At 69.3% G+C, this 19,338-nt stretch carries 12 protein-coding genes; 8 read left to right on the top strand and 4 right to left on the bottom strand.

Features of this window, described 5'->3' with window-relative positions:
* Positions 1-65: 65 nt before the first annotated feature.
* Positions 66-923 (bottom strand): tryptophan 2,3-dioxygenase, encoded by an 858-nt coding sequence (gene kynA, locus MJ607_RS13740; RefSeq protein WP_243076161.1) that lies wholly within the window; start codon positions 921-923, stop codon positions 66-68.
* A 185-nt stretch (positions 924-1,108) separates the two neighbouring features.
* The gene (locus MJ607_RS13745; protein ID WP_243076162.1) at positions 1,109-1,369 is read right to left on the bottom strand and encodes a glutaredoxin domain-containing protein; all 261 of its coding nucleotides are present in this window, start codon (positions 1,367-1,369) and stop codon (positions 1,109-1,111) included.
* A 152-nt stretch (positions 1,370-1,521) separates the two neighbouring features.
* Between MJ607_RS13745 and MJ607_RS13750 the strand changes: the two genes are divergently transcribed.
* Positions 1,522-2,664: a glycosyltransferase gene (locus MJ607_RS13750; RefSeq protein ID WP_243076163.1), complete on the top strand. Its 1,143-nt coding sequence runs from the start codon at positions 1,522-1,524 to the stop codon at positions 2,662-2,664.
* A gap of 14 nt (positions 2,665-2,678) precedes the next feature.
* Here MJ607_RS13750 and MJ607_RS13755 read toward each other — a convergent pair whose 3' ends face one another.
* Both MJ607_RS13755 and MJ607_RS13760 read right to left on the bottom strand, forming a co-directional pair.
* A complete protein-coding gene (locus MJ607_RS13755) occupies positions 2,679-3,152 on the bottom strand; it encodes an adenylyltransferase/cytidyltransferase family protein (RefSeq protein ID WP_243076164.1) in 474 nt (157 codons plus the stop codon).
* 97 nt (positions 3,153-3,249) lie between these two features.
* On the bottom strand, positions 3,250-6,402 hold the full coding sequence (locus tag MJ607_RS13760; RefSeq protein WP_243076165.1) for a PKD domain-containing protein: 3,153 nt from the start codon (positions 6,400-6,402) through the stop codon (positions 3,250-3,252).
* A gap of 136 nt (positions 6,403-6,538) precedes the next feature.
* Here MJ607_RS13760 and MJ607_RS13765 point away from each other — a divergent pair, with 136 nt between their 5' ends.
* From MJ607_RS13765 to MJ607_RS13795, 7 genes are all read left to right on the top strand, one after another.
* On the top strand, positions 6,539-7,741 hold the full coding sequence (locus MJ607_RS13765) for a lipopolysaccharide biosynthesis protein (protein ID WP_243076166.1): 1,203 nt from the start codon (positions 6,539-6,541) through the stop codon (positions 7,739-7,741).
* Between the two features lie 64 nt (positions 7,742-7,805).
* Positions 7,806-9,323 (top strand): YveK family protein, encoded by a 1,518-nt coding sequence (locus MJ607_RS13770; protein ID WP_243076167.1) that lies wholly within the window; start codon positions 7,806-7,808, stop codon positions 9,321-9,323.
* A complete protein-coding gene (locus MJ607_RS13775; RefSeq protein ID WP_243076168.1) occupies positions 9,310-10,584 on the top strand; it encodes an O-antigen ligase in 1,275 nt (424 codons plus the stop codon). Before MJ607_RS13770 ends, MJ607_RS13775 begins: the two co-directional genes overlap by 14 nt.
* 52 nt (positions 10,585-10,636) lie before the next feature.
* Positions 10,637-11,287, top strand: a complete 651-nt coding sequence (locus tag MJ607_RS13780; protein ID WP_243076169.1) for a hypothetical protein — start codon at positions 10,637-10,639, stop codon at positions 11,285-11,287.
* Positions 11,288-11,370: 83 nt separating this feature from the next.
* A complete protein-coding gene (locus MJ607_RS13785; RefSeq protein ID WP_243076170.1) occupies positions 11,371-15,822 on the top strand; it encodes a PKD domain-containing protein in 4,452 nt (1,483 codons plus the stop codon).
* 89 nt (positions 15,823-15,911) lie between these two features.
* Positions 15,912-16,535, top strand: a complete 624-nt coding sequence (locus MJ607_RS13790; protein ID WP_243076171.1) for a CDP-alcohol phosphatidyltransferase family protein — start codon at positions 15,912-15,914, stop codon at positions 16,533-16,535.
* A gap of 254 nt (positions 16,536-16,789) precedes the next feature.
* Positions 16,790-19,285 (top strand): right-handed parallel beta-helix repeat-containing protein, encoded by a 2,496-nt coding sequence (locus MJ607_RS13795; protein WP_243076172.1) that lies wholly within the window; start codon positions 16,790-16,792, stop codon positions 19,283-19,285.
* Positions 19,286-19,338 lie beyond the last annotated feature (53 nt).

Genomic DNA, 19,338 nt, shown 5'->3' on the forward strand with positions numbered 1-19,338 from the left:
GCTACTCGATGACCGGAAGCAGCGCGTGGCGGCGCCTGCCTTGTATGGGACTTCGACTGTGTTCGTCACCCGATCTCCGTCCGCACGGCGAAGAGCTCGGGGAAGAAGGTGAGCTCGAGGGCGCGCTGCAGGAACGGCACGCCGCTCGAGCCGCCCGTGCCGGTCTTGAAGCCGATGATGCGCTCGACCGTCTTGAGGTGCCGGAACCGCCACAGCTGGAAGTTGTCCTCGAGGTCGACGAGCTCTTCGCACGTCTCGTAGGCCGACCAGTGGGCGCTCGGGTCCGCGTAGATCCCGGCGAAGATCGGCACGAGCTCGGGGACGAAGGTCCACGCCTTCGTGACATCGCGCTCGAGGACGGTCGCGGGGATCGGATACCCCGATCGCGCGAGCAGCCGCAGGAACTCGTCGTAGAGGCTCGGCGCTTCGAGAGCCGCCCGCACGAGCGCGTGCGCGGAGGGGTCGGATTCGAAGACGCGCAGCATGCCGGCGTGCTTGTTGCCGAGTGTGAACTCGACGGCGCGGTACTGCGCGGACTGGAAGCCGCTCGCCTGGCCCAGCACCCCGCGGAACTGCGCGTACTCGGCGGGCGTCAGCGTCGCGAGCACCGACCACTGCTCGGTCAGAGTGCGCTGGATGTTCTTGACGCGCGCGATGCACTTGAGCGCCGGCGCCAGCTCGTCGTCGCGCAGATGGTCACGCGCGGCCGACAGTTCGTGCAGCACGAGCTTGAGCCAGAGCTCCGTCGTCTGGTGCTGGATGATGAACAGCAGCTCATCGTGGTGCTCGGGATCGCTCAGCGGCTTCTGCGCCGACAAGAGAGTCGAGAGGTCGAGGTAGCCGCCGTACGTCATGCGATCGGCGAAGTCTGTGACGACCGATCCCTCGATGGCCCGGGTATTGCCTTGAACGCCGTCGCTCACGGCACCAGCCTAATGAGCACGCCGCTTCGTCGCCGCCTCGCGGGCCCCGGGTGAGTCGGCGCCGCGTCGCGCGGGCGGAGGCGGCGCCGGGTCACCCCTTCGAGGCGGCTCGCCCGCGAGGGGGGTGAGCCGCGGTCGCCCGCGGCGAGGGGAGGCGGCGCCGGGTCACCCGTTCAGCCGCGGCCTCAGATGATCGCGAGCTCGCGGAGCTTCGACTCGACGTCGGCGTTCGAGGGCTCGACGTGGTGCGTCGCGTCCGGGTAGACGACGACGGGGATGTTCATGCGGCCCGAGATCTCGCGCGCGACGTCGGCGGCGTTCGGGTCGAGGAGCAGATCGACGTACTGGTATGCAACGCCGAGCTCGTCGAGCTGCTTCTTCGTGCGACGGCAGTCGCCGCACCAGTCGGCGCCGAACATCGTGATGGTCGAAGAGGGGGAGGTCATCCTTCCATCCTGACGCATGCCGGCTGGGCGATCGCCGGATGCCGCATCCTGCATCGCCGTCGTCGTCAGGGTGTGGGGGGAAAGGTGTGTGATCACCCTGCATTTCACGTCACGCTTCGCGCGTTCCCGACCTCATGCGACGATGGTTCGCGGTGCAACTCTCGATCATCGTCCCGACGTACAACGAGGCTCCCAACGTGGGGGAGCTCGTGCGTCGCGTCGCGGCCGCGACCGAGGGCATCGACGCCGAGATCGTCTTCGTCGACGACAGCTCGGATGCGACTCCCGACGAGGTCGTGCGGGTCGCGGCATCCGCTCCCCTCCCTGTCCGGCTGATCCATCGCGCGCGTCGCCGCGGGGGTCTGGGCGGCGCCGTCCTGGAAGGCCTCGAGGCCGCCGAGGCCGACGCGTGCCTCGTGATGGACGGCGATCTGCAGCATCCGCCCGAGGAGATCCCCGCGCTGTGGCAGAGATTCCGCCGCGGGGATGTCGATGTCGTCGTGGCATCGAGATATGTCGGAGGCGGCACGTCGGGCGGCCTCGCCGACCGCACGCGCGTCCTCGTGTCGAAGGCCTCGACAGGGCTCACGCGGGCCATGTTCCCGATCCGCCTCAAGGACGTCTCGGACCCCATGACGGGGTTCTTCCTCATCGATCGCCGCACGGTCGACACCGAGACCCTCACTCCGCGCGGCTTCAAGATCCTGCTCGAGATCCTCGCGCGCCGGAGTCTGCGGGTCGCCGAGGTGCCGTTCGACTTCGCGACGCGGCACGCGGGCGAGTCCAAGGCGTCCGTGCGCCAGGGCGTCCACTTCCTCACGCAGCTCACGGCGCTGCGCTTCGGCAAGATGTCGCTCTTCGCCGTGATCGGCGGCCTCGGAGCTCTCGTGAACCTCGCGATCATGTGGGGGCTCACGCACGCGGGCGTCGACTATCTCGTTGCGGCGATCATCGCGGCCGAGACGACCATCATCGGCAACTTCCTGCTGCAGGAGCGCTTCGTCTTCCAAGACATGACGGGGGCGGCATCCGGTGTGTGGTCGCGGTTCGCGAAGTCGTTCGCGTTCAACAACGCCGAAGCGCTCATCCGCATCCCGATCATCGCGCTCATGGTCGAGACGTGGCATTTCTCCGCCGTCGTCGCCGCCGCGATCACCCTCGTCTTCGCCTTCGTGCTGCGATTCGTCTTCCACTCGCTCGTCGTCTACGCGCCGCAGCGCGTCGGCGAGGTCAGCCCGGCGCGCCACTTCCTCGACGAGCTCGACGCGCAGGCGATGTCGCCCGGCGAGCTCTGACCGCCCGGGCGACCTCAGCCGCGGGTGACGGCGAAGCCGTCGGCCGACGAGTCCTCGCGCGGATGCGCCGTGCTCATGATCTCGAGCGCATGCCGCAGCGCCGTGCTCGAGGTGTGCACCGTGTACGGGAAGTAGACGACCTCGACGCCGACGGCGGCGAACTCCCGCTCGAGCCGCTCCCCCTTCTCGGTGCCGCGCCAGTCGTCGCCCTTGAAGAAGTGCGTGAAGTGGAGCGCGTTCCACGTCTCGAGCTTGTCGGGCACCGTCTCGACGTGGACATGGTCGACGTACGTGATGCTCCGCACGATCTCGACGCGCTCGAGCACCGGGATGATCGGATCGACGCCCTTCACCTGCCGGAGCATCTCGTCGCTGACGACCCCCGCGATGAGGAAGTCGCAGTGCTCCTTGGCGTGTCGAAGGATGTTGAGGTGCCCGACGTGGAACAGGTCGAAGGCACCCGCGGCATAGCCGATGCGTACGGTCATGATTCTCCCAAGTGAATCCCGAGGCGCCCCAGCACCCCGTCTGACGGTCAGATTTGTCTCCACCTCCGGCATCGGCGCACGGGATTCGGGTCCGTGCTCACGGTGTAACCGAGGTGAAGCGGATGTCGTCGAACGACGTGGTCACGGGCGCGGTGGCGCTGCCCGACATGTATGCCCACAGCAGCATGGAGCCCGGCGATTGCAGCGCCGCGGTGCTGTCGGTCGCGGTCGCCTGCCACGTGACGGGCTCGGGTGTGTCCTTCGGCCAGAGCTTCGCCGACAGCGTCGTCACGCCGCCAGCGGTCGTGGCGCGCACCGCGACGCTGTACCAGGAGCCCGGCGTCGTGAACCGGAGGCTGAGGGGCGTTCGGCTGATGAGCGTCTCGACACCGCCGGTCCGGCGGATGAGATCGAGGTACGGCACGGTGCCGCTGACGTAGATCTTGAGGCGGTAGTCCGCCGTCGAACTGATGACGCGCGGCGCGATGACGGTGTACTGCGCGCCGGCCGCAGACGTGCGATCCCACGAGACGTTGAGCCGGATGTCGGAGGACAGGTTGCGCGTCGCGGCAGCCTCCACCTGGGCCGACGTGCCCGCCGCCGTGAGGCGCAACTCGCCGACTCCGCCCGCGACGGCGAAGCGCGACGCCGTCCCGGTCGCCGTCCAGGCGCCGCCGACATCGGCCGTGCCCCAGCCGTTCGCGACCGTGCGACCGAAGTCGTCTGCCACGAGAGCGGTGGGCGGCGGAGTGGCTGCGACGGTGACGCTGCGGGTGGTGGTGCCGGTCGCGCCTTTGTCGTCGGTGACGGTGAGGGTGATCGTGTAGGTGCCGTCGGCGGTGTAGGTGCGGGTCGCGGTGGAGCCGGTGCCGGTGGTGCCGTCGCCGAAGTTCCAGGCCCAGCCGGTGACGGTGCCGTCGGGGTCGGTGGATCCGGCGCCGCTGACCGTGACGGTGCGCGCGCTGATCGTGGGCGTGCCGATCGCGGCGGTCGGGGGCTGGTTGACGGGTGCTGCGACGGTGACGCTGCGGGTGGTGGTGCCGGTCGCGCCTTTGTCGTCGGTGACGGTGAGGGTGATCGTGTAGGTGCCGTCGGCGGTGTAGGTGCGGGTCGCGGTGGAGCCGGTGCCGGTGGTGCCGTCGCCGAAGTTCCAGGCCCAGCCGGTGACGGTGCCGTCGGGGTCGGTGGATCCGGCGCCGCTGACCGTGACGGTGCGCGCGCTGATCGTGGGCGTGCCGATCGCGGCGGTCGGGGGCTGGTTGACGGGAGGCGGGGGAGTGCCGATTCCGCCGACCGCGAGGTAGGAGGGGAAGCTCGCCGTGACGTTCGCACCCGCGCTGCCCGACAGGTAGACGTAGGCTCCGACGCCGCCGGACGCCTGGAGCGCCGCCGTGCTGTCGGTCGAGGTGAGCGACCAGGCCGACGGCTCGGTGGCCCCCGTCCAGACCTTCGTCCGCAGCGTCGTCGGCGCCGTCCCGCTCAGCTCGAACCGCACTTTGATCGGCGCGCCGGCGACGACGCCGTTGCCGATCCGCTGCGTGCCCAGGATCGTCTCGGCGCCGTTCAGCACGCGCCGCAGAGTCACCACCGTGGCCGTCGAGGTGAGCTGGAGCGTCGCGCGGTAGTCGCTCGCGCCGAGGTCTCGGCCGACGAGCGACACGTAGAGGCCGGATCCGCCGGGCACGACCGAAGGTGACACCTCCGTCGTCACGGCCAGATCGGTCGACCGGAACACCGTCGCATCCACCGTGCGTCCCTGGCCCGGCGTCGTCGTGACGCGCGCATTCGCGCCGTCGACGGTGAACGACGAGGCGTTGGTGCTCGGCACCCAGGCCTGCCCCGTGTCGGCCGTGCCCCATCCCGAAGCGGTCGTCCGGGTGAAGGTGTCGGACAGTCGCGGAACGGCCGCCGCCGTCCGCAGGGTGTAGGTGGGTGACGTGACGGTGTCGGGGCCGGCCTGCACGACGGCGCGCCATTCGTAGGTCGTGTCGGCCGCGAGGCTCGCCCACCGCGCGGTCGCGGTCCCGCCCGTCGCGGGCACTGTCGCGATGGTCTGGAAGGGCGCCGGCTCGCGCGGGGTCAGCTCGAACGGCAGCGTGAACGAGGAGTTCGCATCAGTCTCGTACCGGTCGAGCTTGGGCGAGTAGGTGGTCGCGGTCATCGTGTTCGCGACCGGATCGAACGTGTAGTACCGCAGCCATCCGTCGCCGCCGTTGGCCCGATCCTGGTAGTCGGTCATGAGCTGATGCACGGGCTCGCCGCACGTGTTCGGGTCGGTGCGGGCGGCTTCGCCCTCGTCGCCGTTGTGCTCGTGGCCCGCAATCACGATCCGGATCTGGCAGTGCGTCGAGACGAAGTCGTTCCACAGCGACGCTTGCGACGTGCCGCCCGGGCGCTGGGTGCCCGTCCAGCGGCTGCCCGAGACGGTCAGGAAGCTGTGCGTGACCATGATGACCGTGCGATCCGGATACGCGTCGAGCACGCGATCCGCCCAGTCGAGGGCGTAGCCGGGGGCCTCCCACTCGAGGTTGAGCACGAGGAAGTCCGTGCCGCCTGCCGTGAAGAACGAGTAGCTGTCGAAGTTCTTGCGGTCGATCGGGTCGGGTCCGAACTGGCTCTGGCCGAGGTACCCGCCGTACCGCGTCGTGGCGGTGTTCCATCCCGCCTGGGCGTAGCGCGACACCGGGAAGTACGTGTCGTACGGACCGACGGCGCCCGTCGCGTTGTCGAAGTCGTGATTGCCCGCCACGACCGAGTTCGGCTCGTTGGCGGCATCCAGGATTCCGAGTGCCGCGGACGTGAGCCCCCACTGTGCGGGGTTCGTGTACTCGCTCACGAGGTCGCCGACGTGCATCGTGAACGCGACGCCGAGGCGGTCGCTGTTGTCGACGATCCACTGCGCCTGCTGGTTCATCGTCGCCTGGCGGTTGTTGTACGTGTAGTTCTGCGTATCGGGGAGCACGACGAGCGTGAACGGGTCCTCGTCGGTCTGTCCGGGGACCGTGAGCCCCTGCGGGCGGCCCTCGAACGACACCGTCGCGGCATCGCCGTCGGCGTCCGACACCGCGACAGACAGATCGACGGGGTCGGCGACCGTGGCCCCGTTCTGGGGCGCGACGAGCGAGACCACGGGCTGCGCGGCGATCGCCGGGCCTGGCAACGCGAACGAGAGACATCCGACGACGATTCCCCAAGTGATGACGATCGCCAGATCTCTTCCGCGCTGGGTTTTTCGGGTAGGTGTGCGCATGGCAACTCCCCAGTCGCAAGATGCGGGCGATTATCGCACCTTCGGAGGTGAGCGACAAGGAGCCCGGCGGAACACCGCCCCTCGAGACCGGTCCGCTGGCAGGATGGCCCCGGGATGCCGCGGGAGAGGCGGGACGATGAGAAGCAACGCCGTCGGCGCGATCGCGGCGCAGTCGGTGCAGGCACTGATCAGCCTCGTGCTGCAGATCATGGTGTCGCGGATCCTCGGGATCGACGACTTCGGCCAGTTCGCGATCCTCTACGGCGTCATCGTGCTCGCGACCGCCGTCGTCACGGGGCTCGTCGGTGACACCCTCATCGTCTTGGACCGGTCGCAGCGCGGCATCCGTGCGGGACTCGAAGGCACGCTCGCGGTCGTCACGCTCACGGCCGCGGTCGTGGCGGGAGCGATCGCGGGCGGCACGGGATTCCTCTCGATGGCCGAGGCCGTGCTGTTCGGCGCGGCGCTCGCGGCATTCGCCGTGGAGGAGATCGTGCGGCGCCTGCTCATGGCAGGCATGTCGTTCTTCCGGGTCGTCGCAACCGATCTCGCGGGGTTCGTCGTCGCGCTGCTTGTGCTCGGCGCCGTGTGGCTGACTCAGCCGCTGACGCTCGGCGCCTTCCTCGGCGCGATCGCGGCGGGGCAGGTCGTGGCGGCGATCGTGGGGTGGCTCCTCGTGACGCCGGGCGATCGCTTCCTCGTCGGGCTCCGCGGCGCCGACTACGCCGCCGTCTGGAAGTACGGCTCGTGGCGCGGCCTGCAGCAGACCCTCCGGCCCGCGATGTTCACGGCGACCCGCCTGCTCGTCCTCTCGTTCGCGGGCCTGACCGCCGTCGGCGAGCTCGAAGCGGCGCGTACGTACACGTCGCCGCTCATCCTCGTCGTGGGCGGCTTCTCGTCGTACCTCTTCGTGCGGTTCGCCGCCAAGCACCGCGAGGGAGCGAGGGGCTCGCTGCGCGAGGCAGACCTCGTCGTCCTGGTGCTGCTGGGTCTGACGCTCGTGATGGGCGCGGTTGCGGTGCTGCTCGCGCCGTGGCTCGGTCCGATCCTGTTCGGCGTCCAGCTCGACACGCTCGCCGTCGTCGCGTGGATCGTGTACGGCGCATCGGTCGCGATGGTCACTCCTTACGGCGCGCTGAGCGCCGTGTCGGGCAGGCAGACTGCCGTGTTCCTCGTCCGGCTGGGCGACACCGTCCTCGGACTCACCGCGGCGACGCTCCTGCTCGCGGGGGGCTGGTCGCCGTCGTCCGTCCCCTTTGCGCTGGCCGTCGCGTCGGTTATGGGCGGGATCGGCCTGCGCTGGATCGCGAGCGCGTCGAAGGATCCGTCAGCGCCTTGACGGAATTCTGTTCGGCGGGTGATAACATTCGTCCCTCGTCCGACTGTCAAGTAAGGGGTAGACGGTGGAGGACGTTCCATATGGGCGCATTCTTCGCGAGGGCTGGCTGATCATGGTGATCGCCGCCCTCATCGGCGGCGCGGCCGCGTACGGCATCGCGAAACTGCTGCCCGAGACCTGGACCGCGACATCCACTCTGCTGCTGCAGGTGGAGTCGAAAGAGGCGTCGCTGTTCGAGCGCAATCAGTTCAGCCTCGCGCGCATCAAGACCTACCCGGGGCTCGTCGACAGCCCCGACGTCGTCGACGGCGTGCGCGCGGATCTCGACCTCAGCGTGGAGGCGTACAGCGACCGCGAGATCCGCCGGATGCTCTCTGCCGAGAACACGACGGACACCGTCCTGCTGACCGTGCGCGCCGACGCGCCGACCGCGCTGCTCGCGGCGGGCATGGCGAACTCTGCGGCGCGCAACCTCTCGGAGCTCATCGAGGACACCGAGAACGCGGGGAACGACGACCGCTACGACGTGACCCTCGACCAGGTCATCCCGGCCGTCGAGCCGGCTTCGCCCTCCGCTCCGCAGGTCCTCGCGATCACGGGGCTCGGGCTCATCGCGGGCTTCGCGCTCGGGGCCATCATCGCGGTGTACCGGACGACGACGAACCGCCGCCTGCGGACCATCTCGGACGTGCGCCGGGCCGCGGGACTGCCCGTCGTCGGCCGGATCCCGCGTCGAGCGCGCATCGCGCAGGGCGGCACCCACCACGTCGACATCGTGCAGGAGGCGGCCTACGAGGACGCCGTCGACAGCCTCTTCGCCCTCGGCGGCACCGAGGTCACGCGGTTCGTCCTGATCCCGGTGACACCCTCGAGCGTCGACGATGCCGTGCTGCACGGCTTCCTGACCGCGTTCGGGGCGGCGGGCCGACGCGCGTGCATCCTCGACCTGCGCCCGGATGCGAAGCCAGGCGGCGACATCCGCTCCCTGTCCGAGGTGCTCGGGCATCTGCCGTCCGAGCAACGCGTTCCCTCTCGCCGCTCGCCGGCCGTCTCGACGGTGTACGCGATGGCGGAGCGCATCCCGATGTCGACACTCGAGAGCGAGATCCCGGCCGCCGTCATCCGGCTCGGACTCGACTTCGACATCGTGATGGTCGTCACGCCCCCGACCGCCTCGGCGCTCATCGAGGCCACGGAGCAGACGGGCGCGGGGGTCGTCCTCGCCGTCCGTCACAACGGGACCTCGGCGACCGATCTCGTCGCGATCGCGACGCGGCTGCGGGTCATGGAGGTGCAGCCGCTCGGCGTGCTCATGACGCACGCCGGCCCGCGGGAGGTCGGCACGGCCGCCGAGAGCTGGCGCGAATCCGACCGTCACGCGATCGTGCCGGTCGAGGCATCCGGCGCTCGCGCGGATGTGCTCGCGCCCGCCGAGGCGGCTCTCGACGCCGGGGACGTCGCGCTCGCCGCGCCGGCTGTCGACGACGTTCGGGATGCCGCGCCCGCCGCCGCCGAGACGGCACCCGTCGCCACGGCCGACGTGCCCGATCGCGGGGGTCGCGAAGGCCGTGACACGAACTGAACGCCCGGCCGCCGATCACGGTGACGCCCGCCACCCCACCCGGCACCGCCTGGTCATCGTCGGGGTGCTGTTCGTCCTGGTCATCCTGAGCGTCATCCCCTGGCGGAGTGACACGATCTACCAGGGCGGCGTCGACGCCGTCGTGATCGGCAAAGCCGTCATCGCGCTCATCACGCTCGCGGGAGCCGTGACGCTGTCGGTCCACACGAAGGTGCGGATCCCGATCGGGCTGGGTCCCGCCGGGGTCCTCTGCGGTGTGGCGGTCATCGCGCTGCTGGGTGCCGTGGTCGCGGGCAACGGTCTGGCCACCCTGGTCCTGGTCGTGCGGATCATGATCGCGATGACGACGGTGCTGCTGCTGCTGTCGTCGGTGCGGTGGGAGTTCGCGCTGGGCGGGCTCATGGGCGCGATGGCGCTGTGGGCGGTCGTCGCCGCCGCGACCGGCGTCGCTTCGTTCCCCGAGAAGGGCCGTCTCGGCGGCAACATCCCCGAGATCCACCCCAACGAGGTCGCGGGCCTCGCGGGGGCGCCCCTCGTCGCGCTCGTCGTGTGGATCCTGCGCACGCGCACGCGACCGTGGCGCGTCGCGCTTGCGATCCTGCTGTTCACGATCGTCGTCGCGAGCGGCTCGCGGACGGCGCTGCTCGGCGTCATCATCGCGATCGTCGTCGCCTTCATCGTGAACGGCGTCCACGATCGGGCGGTCGTCTACCTGATGCTCCTCACGCTCCCGGTCGCCTACGCGATCGCCTTCTTCACGGGCGTCATCGAGGGCCTCGTGACCCGCAGCGGGTCGACGGATGCGACATCCGCCCTCGACGCACGGTTCGACGCGTGGCGCGTCGTGCTCGCGTGGGACTGGCAGTCGTGGCAGAAGTGGATCGGTCTCGGCCTGTCCGTCAAGAAGATCCAGGTCGACATCCGGTGGCGCGACGAGCAGGTGCTCGACAGCAGCTGGGCGTCCCTCCTCGCCCAGGCGGGACTCATCGGGACGATCCTGGTGGCGGGTCTGCTTGTCTGGTGCCTCATCAGCGCGCTCGCGTCGTCATCGCGCCGCGGCGCCCTGCTTCCGCTGCTCGTCCTTCTCGTGCTGCGCTCGACGACCGAGAGCGGGCTCGTCGACAGCGCGGTGCCGTTCATCCTGCTTCTCGTGATCGCGACCCTGCTGTCGCACCGCTCGCGACATCGGGAGGAGTTCTCGCGCCCCGGGCACGAGTACGAGGACTCCCGTCGACGGCCCGTCGAGCGTGTCTTAGGATGACCGTGATCGCGCCGCTTGGGGAGGCGCGCAATCAGTGCGGGGGGATGCACTCATGGCTGATTCAGGGGACTCAGGCGTCGGACGTCGTGGCTGGCTGGGCTGGCTGGGGCTCGGACTCGCGGCGGCGCTCGCGATCGCGATCGTCGTCTGGGGGGTGACGAACTTCCGCCCCGCGGCCGAATCGGCGGCGACGCCGGCCGCCTCGTGGAGCCCCGAGACCCGCGAGGTCGAGACTCCCACGCCGCAGCCCACGGAGTTCACGGCGCCCGAGCCGGGAGCGACCGAGGCGGTCACCAAACCCGACACTCCCGTCGAGGTCGCGCTCGACGAGCCGGCGACCGCTGCGGACGACATCGTGGTGGAGGTGACCTCGGTCGCGGCCGTGACCGCCGGCCGCGAGGTGCCGGGCGAGCGGAGCGGTCCTGCGATCGCGGTCTCGGTCCGAATCACGAACAACGGGGGGCAGCCCGTCGACACCTCGGGCTCCAATGTGAACCTCACCTACGGCGGGGACACGCGCATTCCTGCCGCCGCGGTCACCGGCGATGAGACCACCGCATGGCCCGCATCCGTCCCGCCCGGGGAGAGCGCAACGGCGATTTTCGTCTTTTCGGTCCCTCAGGTATCATCCGGCGACATCCGTGTTATCGTCGACCTGCTGGCCACCGAGCCAGACGTCGTTTTCACAGGGCCCGAACCCTGAGAACCCGACGCACACTTGGGGAAGTAGTCGCGGGGCTACGCTGACGTAGCTCATTGCGACGCGACATCTTGGGGAGATGGATCGTGGGCGCATTGACCACGACGGGCTTCGGCCGTACCCGCGCGGTGATCACCGCCGCTGCGACGACCCTGGCAGTCATCATCGGATCGTTCGTCACGCTCGCACCGGCTCGCGCCGATGTGAGCCCGCCGGACGGGGTGCCACCCACCGTGACAGCGGATGCGCTGCCCACGGTGCAGATCAACGGCATCGTGTGGGATCAGGCGATCGTGGGCAACACGGTCTACGCCGCCGGCTCGTTCTCGAGCGCGAGGCCCGCCGGCGCCGCCGCCGGGACGAGCGAGACGCCGAGATCGAACCTGCTCGCGTACAACCTCACGACGGGCGTGCTCGTCGCCGGGTTCGCGCCCACCCTCAACGGCCAGGTGCGCCAGGTCGAGGCATCCCCGGACGGATCACGGCTCTACATCGTCGGCGACTTCACACTCGTCAACAACGCCACGCGCAACCGCGTCGCGGCGTTCGACTTGACCAACAACGGCGCCAATGCGGCGCTCGCGGCCTTCAACCCCAACTCCAACGGCGCGACGCTCGGCATCGACGCCACGGACAGCACCGTGTACATCACGGGCACGTTCGGCCGGATGGGCAACCAGGACCGCTTCGGCGCCGCCGCCGTCACCCGTGACGGTGCGCTCCTGCCCTGGGCCCCCGTGCTCGAGGGTCGGCAGGGTCGCGTCGTCGTGGTCTCGCCCGACGGCACGAAGGTCGTCCTGGGCGGCAACTTCACGACGCTCAACACCAGCAGCAACCCCGGCTACGGACTCGCGATGGTCGATGCGACGAACGGCACGCTGCTGCCGTTCGCCACGAACAACGTGATCCGCAACGCCGGCAACGACGCCGCCATCCTGTCGCTCAAGTCTGACGGCGACGACATCTACGGCACGGGCTACGTCTTCGGCAACGGCGGCAATCTCGAGGGCAGCTTCCGGGCATCCTGGACCACCGGCGACCTCACGTGGGTCAACGACTGCCACGGCGACCTGTACGACGTGCAGCCGTTCGGCGACGCCGTCTATCAGGCCGGTCACCCGCATTACTGCGGCAGCCTCGTCGACGGATACCCGCAGAGCGACCCGTGGACCTTCTACCGCGGCACCGCCGTCTCGAAGGCCGTCGAGCGGATCACGCCCTTCGGGCTGAACCTCGGCTACTACGACTTCGGCGGCAACCCCGCTCCGAGGCTCCTGCACTGGCAGCCGACATTCAACGCCGCCAACGTGAGCGGCGCGTCGCAGGGGCCGTGGACCGTCACGGCGAGCGGCGACTACGTCGTCTACGGCGGCGAGTTCACGCGGGTCAACAACACGGGCCAGCAGGGCCTCGTGCGCTTCGCCGTCCCGGCGAAGGCCACCAACCTGCAGGGGCCGATCCTCTGGAACACGGCGTGGCCCGCGACGGCGCTTTCGCTGGGCGGATCCATCCGCGTCAGCTGGCCACTCAACTACGACCGCGACAGCGAGTTCCTCAAGTACGAGGTGCTGCGCAACAACGTCGTCGTCAAGACGTTCGACAACGTGCGGTCGAAGTCGGCCGACTGGGGCCTCCCGCCGATGGCGTGGGTCGACACCAACGTGACCAACGGCACGTCGTACACCTACCGTGTGCGCGCAAAGGACGCGCAGAACCACGAGATCCTGGGTGGAACCGCGACGGTCACCGCCTCGGGCACGACGATCCCGAGCGCGTACCGTGACGCCGTGCTCGGCGATACGCCCCTGAACTACTGGCCGCTCGACGATTCGTCGCAGACGCTCTCGTACGACTGGGCGGGCGCTTCTGATCTGACGGTCAACGCGGGTGTGGCGCGCGGCACGAGCGGTGCGATGCTCAACGACTCGCGACCCGCCTCGGGCTTCAACGGCAACGGGGACGGCTTCGCCTCGACGACCAACGCGATCGCAGGACCGAACACCTTCGGCCTCGAGGCGTGGTTCAAGACGACCACGAGCTCCGGCGGAAAGATCCTCGGCTTCGGCAACAGCTCGACCGGGACGTCGAGCAACTACGACCGCCACATCTACATGGAGCCGGACGGGCGTCTCACCTTCGGCGTCTGGATCGGATCGACCGCGACCGTCACTTCGCCGAGCGCCTACAACGACGGTCAGTGGCACCACGTCACGGCGGGCGAGAGCGCGAGCGGCCTGATCCTGTACGTCGACGGCCTCCGCGTCGGTCAGCGCACCGACGTCACGACCGCGCAGCCCTACAACGGGTACTGGCGCGTCGGCGGCGACAGCCCGTGGTCGGGCAACGCCTTCTTCAACGGCGACATCGACGACGTCGCGATCTACGCGGCTCCGCTGACGAAGCAGCAGACCCAGGCGCACTACACGGCGTCCGGGCGCACGATCGCAGGGTCGACGCCTCCCGCCGACGCCTACGGTCAAGCCGTCTACGCCCTCGAGCCGGCGCTGTACTGGCGCCTGAACGAGTCGACGGGGACGACCGCTGCGGATGCCTCCGGCTCCAACCAGAAGGGCACGTACTTCGGTGCCGTGAACCAGGGCGCGAACGGCGCACTGGCCGGTGTCACCGACAAGGCGGCGACCTTCAACGGCGGCCAGGTGATCAGTCAGGGCTCGTTCACCAACCCGCGCTCGTACTCGCTCGAGGCGTGGTTCAAGACGAACACGACGACCGGCGGCAAGATCATCGGCTTCGGCAACAGTCCGGACGGCAATTCGTCCGGCTACGACAGGCATATCTATATGACGCCTGATGGCCAGCTGATCTACGGCGTGTGGGTCGGATTCACCGACACGCTGCAGACGCCGGGCTCGTACAACGACGGTCAGTGGCACCACGTGGTCGCGACGCAGGGAGCGCAGGGCATGCGGCTCTACGTCGACGGCGTCCTCCGTGGATCGAACGACCACACGGATGCGCAGGACTACACGGGCTACTGGCACGTGGGCGGCGACGTCACATGGGGCCCGGGCGACTGGGAGTTCGACGGAACCATCGACGAGGTCGCGGTGTACATGAACCCGATGTCGGCGACGGATGTCTCGTCGCACTACACCCTCGGGTCCAACGCCCCGCCGGCGAACGCGCCTCCGACGGCGAACTTCGTCCCCACGACGGCGAAGCTCCTGGTGAGCGTGGACGGCTCGACCTCGAGCGACACCGACGGGACGATCGCGAGCTACAGCTGGAACTGGGGTGACGGCACGCCCGCAGGCAGCGGGGTGACGGCGAGCCACACGTACGCGGCCGGCAGCTACACCGTCGTCCTGACGGTCACCGACGACAAGGGGGCGACGGCGACGAAGAGCATCGCGGTCAACCCGGTCGCCAACCAGGCTCCGGTCGCGTCGTTCACGGCGCCCGTCACTGGCCGGACGGTCAACGTGAACGCCTCCGCCTCGGCCGACCCTGACGGCACGATCACCGCCTACAGCTGGAACTGGGGCGACGCCACGCCGGCAGGCAGCGGCGTGACGGCGAGCCACACGTACGCGGCAGCGGGCGACTACACCGTCATCCTCACGGTCACCGACAATGACGGAACGACCGCGACGAAGAACGCGGTCGTCACGGCGGCCCCGAACCAGTCCCCGACCCCGGTGTTCACCGCGACGCCGACGAACCTCACGGTCGCCCTCAACGCCGGTGGGTCCAGTGACCCGGACGGCACGATCGCAGCCTACGCGTGGAAGTACGGCGACGGCGGAACGGGCACGGGCGTGACATCGTCCCGCACATATGCCGTCGCAGGCACGTACATCGTGGAGTTGACGGTGACCGACAACGAGGGCGCGACGAACGTCACGCAGCAGTCGGTGACCGTGACGGCCCCGCCGGCCGGAACCCCGTTCGCGCTCGACGATTTCGGGCGTCCGAACGGAGTGCTCGGCACAGCGGCGACGGGCGGGGCCTGGACCCAGACAGCGGGTGCAGCCAACGTCGGCATCGAGAACGGCGCCGCGCGGTTCACGACGCAGACGGCCGGTCAGACGCGCAGTGCGACGCTCAACGGCGCCACCGCGACGAGCACCGACCTGACGTTCTCGTTCACCGTGCCGGCGCTGCCCGCCGGGACGGGGGCGCGGATGTACGTGTCGGCACTCGGTCGTGTCGTCGGTGCCAACGACTACCGGGCTCGATGGATCATCGGGACCAACGGAGCCGTGCAGGCGCAGCTCTCGCGGGGTGGGACCGTGATGGTGTGGCAGGATCTCCCGGCCGCGAACAACATCACACCGGGCACGAAGTACAACGTCCGCCTGCAGGTGTCCGGCACGGGCACCACGACGCTGCGCAGCAAGATCTGGGCGCAGGGGACCGCTGAGCCGACGATATGGCAGCTCAACACGACGGACACGACGGCTGCTCTGCAGGTCGCCGGCTACACCGGGGTCACGACGTACGCCGGGAGCGGGTTCACCAACCTTCCCTACAGCGTCTTCGTCGACGACTTCCGCGCGGCAGGAGTGACGCCCTGACTTTCACCGACTCCTACCAGCGCCTCGCCGCGGCCCAGAAGGGCCGCGCGCGAGGCGCTCCGGCCTACTCCGTCTACGTCAACCGGCCAGTGGGCCGCATCCTCGCGGCCGCTTCGCACTCCGTCGGCCTGACACCCAACCAGGTCTCGCTCATCAGCGCCGGGTTCACCTTCACCGGCATCGCGCTGCTCGCCCTCGTGCCGGCATCCCTCGTGCTCGGCGTCGTCGTGTGGCTGCTGCTCGCCCTCGGCTATGCATGGGACAGCGCGGACGGCCAGGTCGCGAGGCTGCGCGGCGGTGGTTCTCTCGCGGGCGAATGGCTCGACCACATCTTCGACTCCGCGAAGCTCGTCTCGCTGCACGTCGCCGTCGCGATCGGCGCCTACCGGTTCTTCGACCTGCCCGACGCGCTCTGGCTCCTCGTTCCGCTCGGGTTCGCGATCGTCTCGACCGTGACGTTCTTCGGCATGATCCTCAACGATCTGCTGCGCGGGAAGCGCGGAGTCGCGCAGGCGGCGGAGAGCGGCGGCTCGTCTCCGCTCCGGTCGCTGCTGGGGCTGCCGATGGACTACGGCGTGTGGTGCCTCGCGTTCGTGCTGTGGGGCGCCACGCCGTGGTTCATGCTCGTCTACTCGCTCCTCGCGCTCGCCGCGGCGGCGCATCTGTGCATCGCTCTGGCGGTGTGGTTCGGCAAGATGAAGGCACTCGGATAGCACGGGTTCCGCGTGCATCCCTTAGCAGGCATTGAGCGTCGGCCGTGAGAATCGTCTCATTCTCACAGGGTTATGGCACGCCGCCTGTTATCGTTTTGCAACATTACTTCCCGAGCATGCCTCGTCTCTGGCGCGTCTCGCCGATTCCGCATGTGGGATACCCGATCCCGATCCCGGAGCTTCTCCTTTTGCGTTTAACCCTGCCTGCCCTTGCCACTGCCCTCACAATCGCCCTCGCACTACCCACCGCCGCTGTGCTGAACTCGGAGCCCGCCTCCGCTGTCGCCAGCTCGGCGTTCACCTCGACGGAGGTCTTCGCCGATGAGATGAGCCGAACCGTCTCGGTCGGCCTCGGCACCTCGACGAGCGGCGGGTCCTACACCCTGTCGGATCCGTCCGCCTTCTCGGTCGCGGACGGCGCAGCGCGCGCCACCGTCCGCACCCCCGGCACCTCCGCCTCGGCCGTCCTCGCGGGCGTCTCGCTCACCGACGCCGCGACCTCTGCCGAGTTCACGCTCGATCAGCTCCCCAAGTCGGGCGGAGGCATCTACCTCAGCCTGCAGTCGCGCCAGACGAGCGCCGGCTACTACCACGTGCAGGCCCGCGTCGACCCGCAGGGTCGCGTACTCCTCGAGGCCCTGCGCGTCGTCGGATCGCAGCAGCAGTCGCTCGGACGCATCTTCATCCCGAACTTCACCGCCGCAGCCGGGGTCCCCTTCCGTCTCGACACGCAGATCTCGGGCACCTCCCCCGTCTCGATCGACGCACGCGTCTCGCCCGTGGGCACCGTGCGCTCCGACTGGAACCTCTCGGTGCAGGACAGCGGCGCGGCCCGTCTCGTCGCGGCCGGATCACTCGGCATGCGCGCGTACGTCTCGTCGAGCACGGCCGCGCAGGCCGCCAAGATCGACGATCTGACGGTCGCGTCGCTCGCGCCGGCCGGGTCGAAGCCCGCGCCGACCCCGACGCCGACCCCCACCCCGACGCCGACTCCGACGAACCCCACGGTTCCCGTGCCGCCGCAGCCCGACCCCTCGACGGGCATCGGTGCCGCACCGGTGTGGAGCGAGGCGGGCGCCCGCGGCGCATCCGGCTCCGCGCCGATCGGAACGACGAACTATGCGGTGCCGGCAGGCGCGGTGTACGTCGACGCCAAGGCGGCCGCCGGAGGAACCGGCAGCGCGACGTCGCCGTACAACCTCATCCAGACGGCGATCGACCGGTCCGCGAGCGGAGCCGTCCTCGTGCTCCGCGGCGGCACGTACCACCAGACCGCCACGGTGCCCGCGGGCAAGGCCGTGACGATCCAGTCCTACCCGGGCGAGGCAGTCTGGCTGGACGGCTCGGAGAAGATCGGCGGCTGGACGGCATCCGGAACCTCGTTCTACAGCGCCGGCTGGACCTATGACTTCGACTCGACCCCGTCGTTCACGAAGGGCGAGGCCGACGGCACCGCACCCGGCTGGCAGTGGCTGAACGCCGCCCACCCCATGGCCGCTCACCCCGAGCAGGTCTGGATCGACGGCGTCCCGCAGCGCGAGGTCTCCTCGGCCGCGCAGCTGACCGCCGGCACGTTCTTCACCGACACTGCGAACGACCGCCTCTACCTCGGCACCAACCCGCAGGGCAAGGAAGTCCGGGCCAGCACGCTGACCAAGGCGCTGTCGCTCCGCGGTGAGGGCACGGTCGTCCGCGGCATCGGAGTCCGCGGCTACGCGACGTCGGTCTGGATGATGGGCACCATCACGGCGGAGGCGCCGAAGATCCGGCTCGAGAACGTCGAGGTCTACGACAGCGCGAGCACGGGCCTGTTCGTGGGCGCCGCGGACGCGGTCGTCAAGAACGTCACGCTCGCCCGCAACGGTCTCATGGGCCTCGGCGCGAACTACGCCGATCGCCTGAACGTCGACGGACTGCTCGCGGTCGAGAACAACAGCGAGCACTTCAACCAGGCTCCCGTCTCGGGCGGCCTGAAGATCGCGAAGTCGCGCGGCTTCATCGTGAAGTCGTCCGCGTTCCTGCGCAACGACGGCCCCGGTCTGTGGACCGACCAGTCGGTGTACGACATGGACATCTCGGGCAGCGACTTCGTCGAGAACCTGGGAACGGGTGTCTTCCTCGAGATCTCGCACAAGGTCGACTTCGTCGACAACCTCGTGCTCCGCAACGTCGGCAACGCGATCAAGATCAACAACACGGGTGACGTGAACATCTGGAACAACACGATCGTGGGCGGCAACCGCGTGCTCAACATCGTCCAGGACGAGCGCAGCGCCAACGACCCGTCGGTGCCGGGCCACGACCCGCGGTTCCCCTCGCCGGACCCGACCATGCCGTGGATCATCCGCAACATCTCGATCGGCAACAACGTCATCGCGCAGAGCTCCGGCAACTGCACGATCTGCGTCGAGGACTACTCGCACAAGTACGCCGCGAGCGACCTCAACATCACGTCGAACGGCAACATCGTCCAGCGGGATGCCGCGAACAAGCCCTCCTGGTTCGTGGTCTGGTCGCGGGGCGCGGCGAACGTGAACCCGTACGTGTTCTCGACGCTCGCGGACTACCGCTTCACGACCGGCCAGGACGCGCGTTCCCTCGGGATCGAGGGACGCGCCGTGACCGACGCGAGCGGCAAGATCCTTCCGGATGTCGCATCGCAGGCGACGAACGTGGCGCTCACGCCGCCGTCGGGTCTCGTGGGCCTCATCGGCAGCAGCACCCCGCGGATCGGCGTGCGCTTCCCTTGATCCGCATCCGATAGCGGACCTCGACCGGTCCCGCGGACGGGCTGATTCTTCAG

Origin of the sequence: Microbacterium sp. SS28 (assembly GCF_022761035.1) — a bacterium.
Lineage (GTDB): Bacteria > Actinomycetota > Actinomycetes > Actinomycetales > Microbacteriaceae > Microbacterium.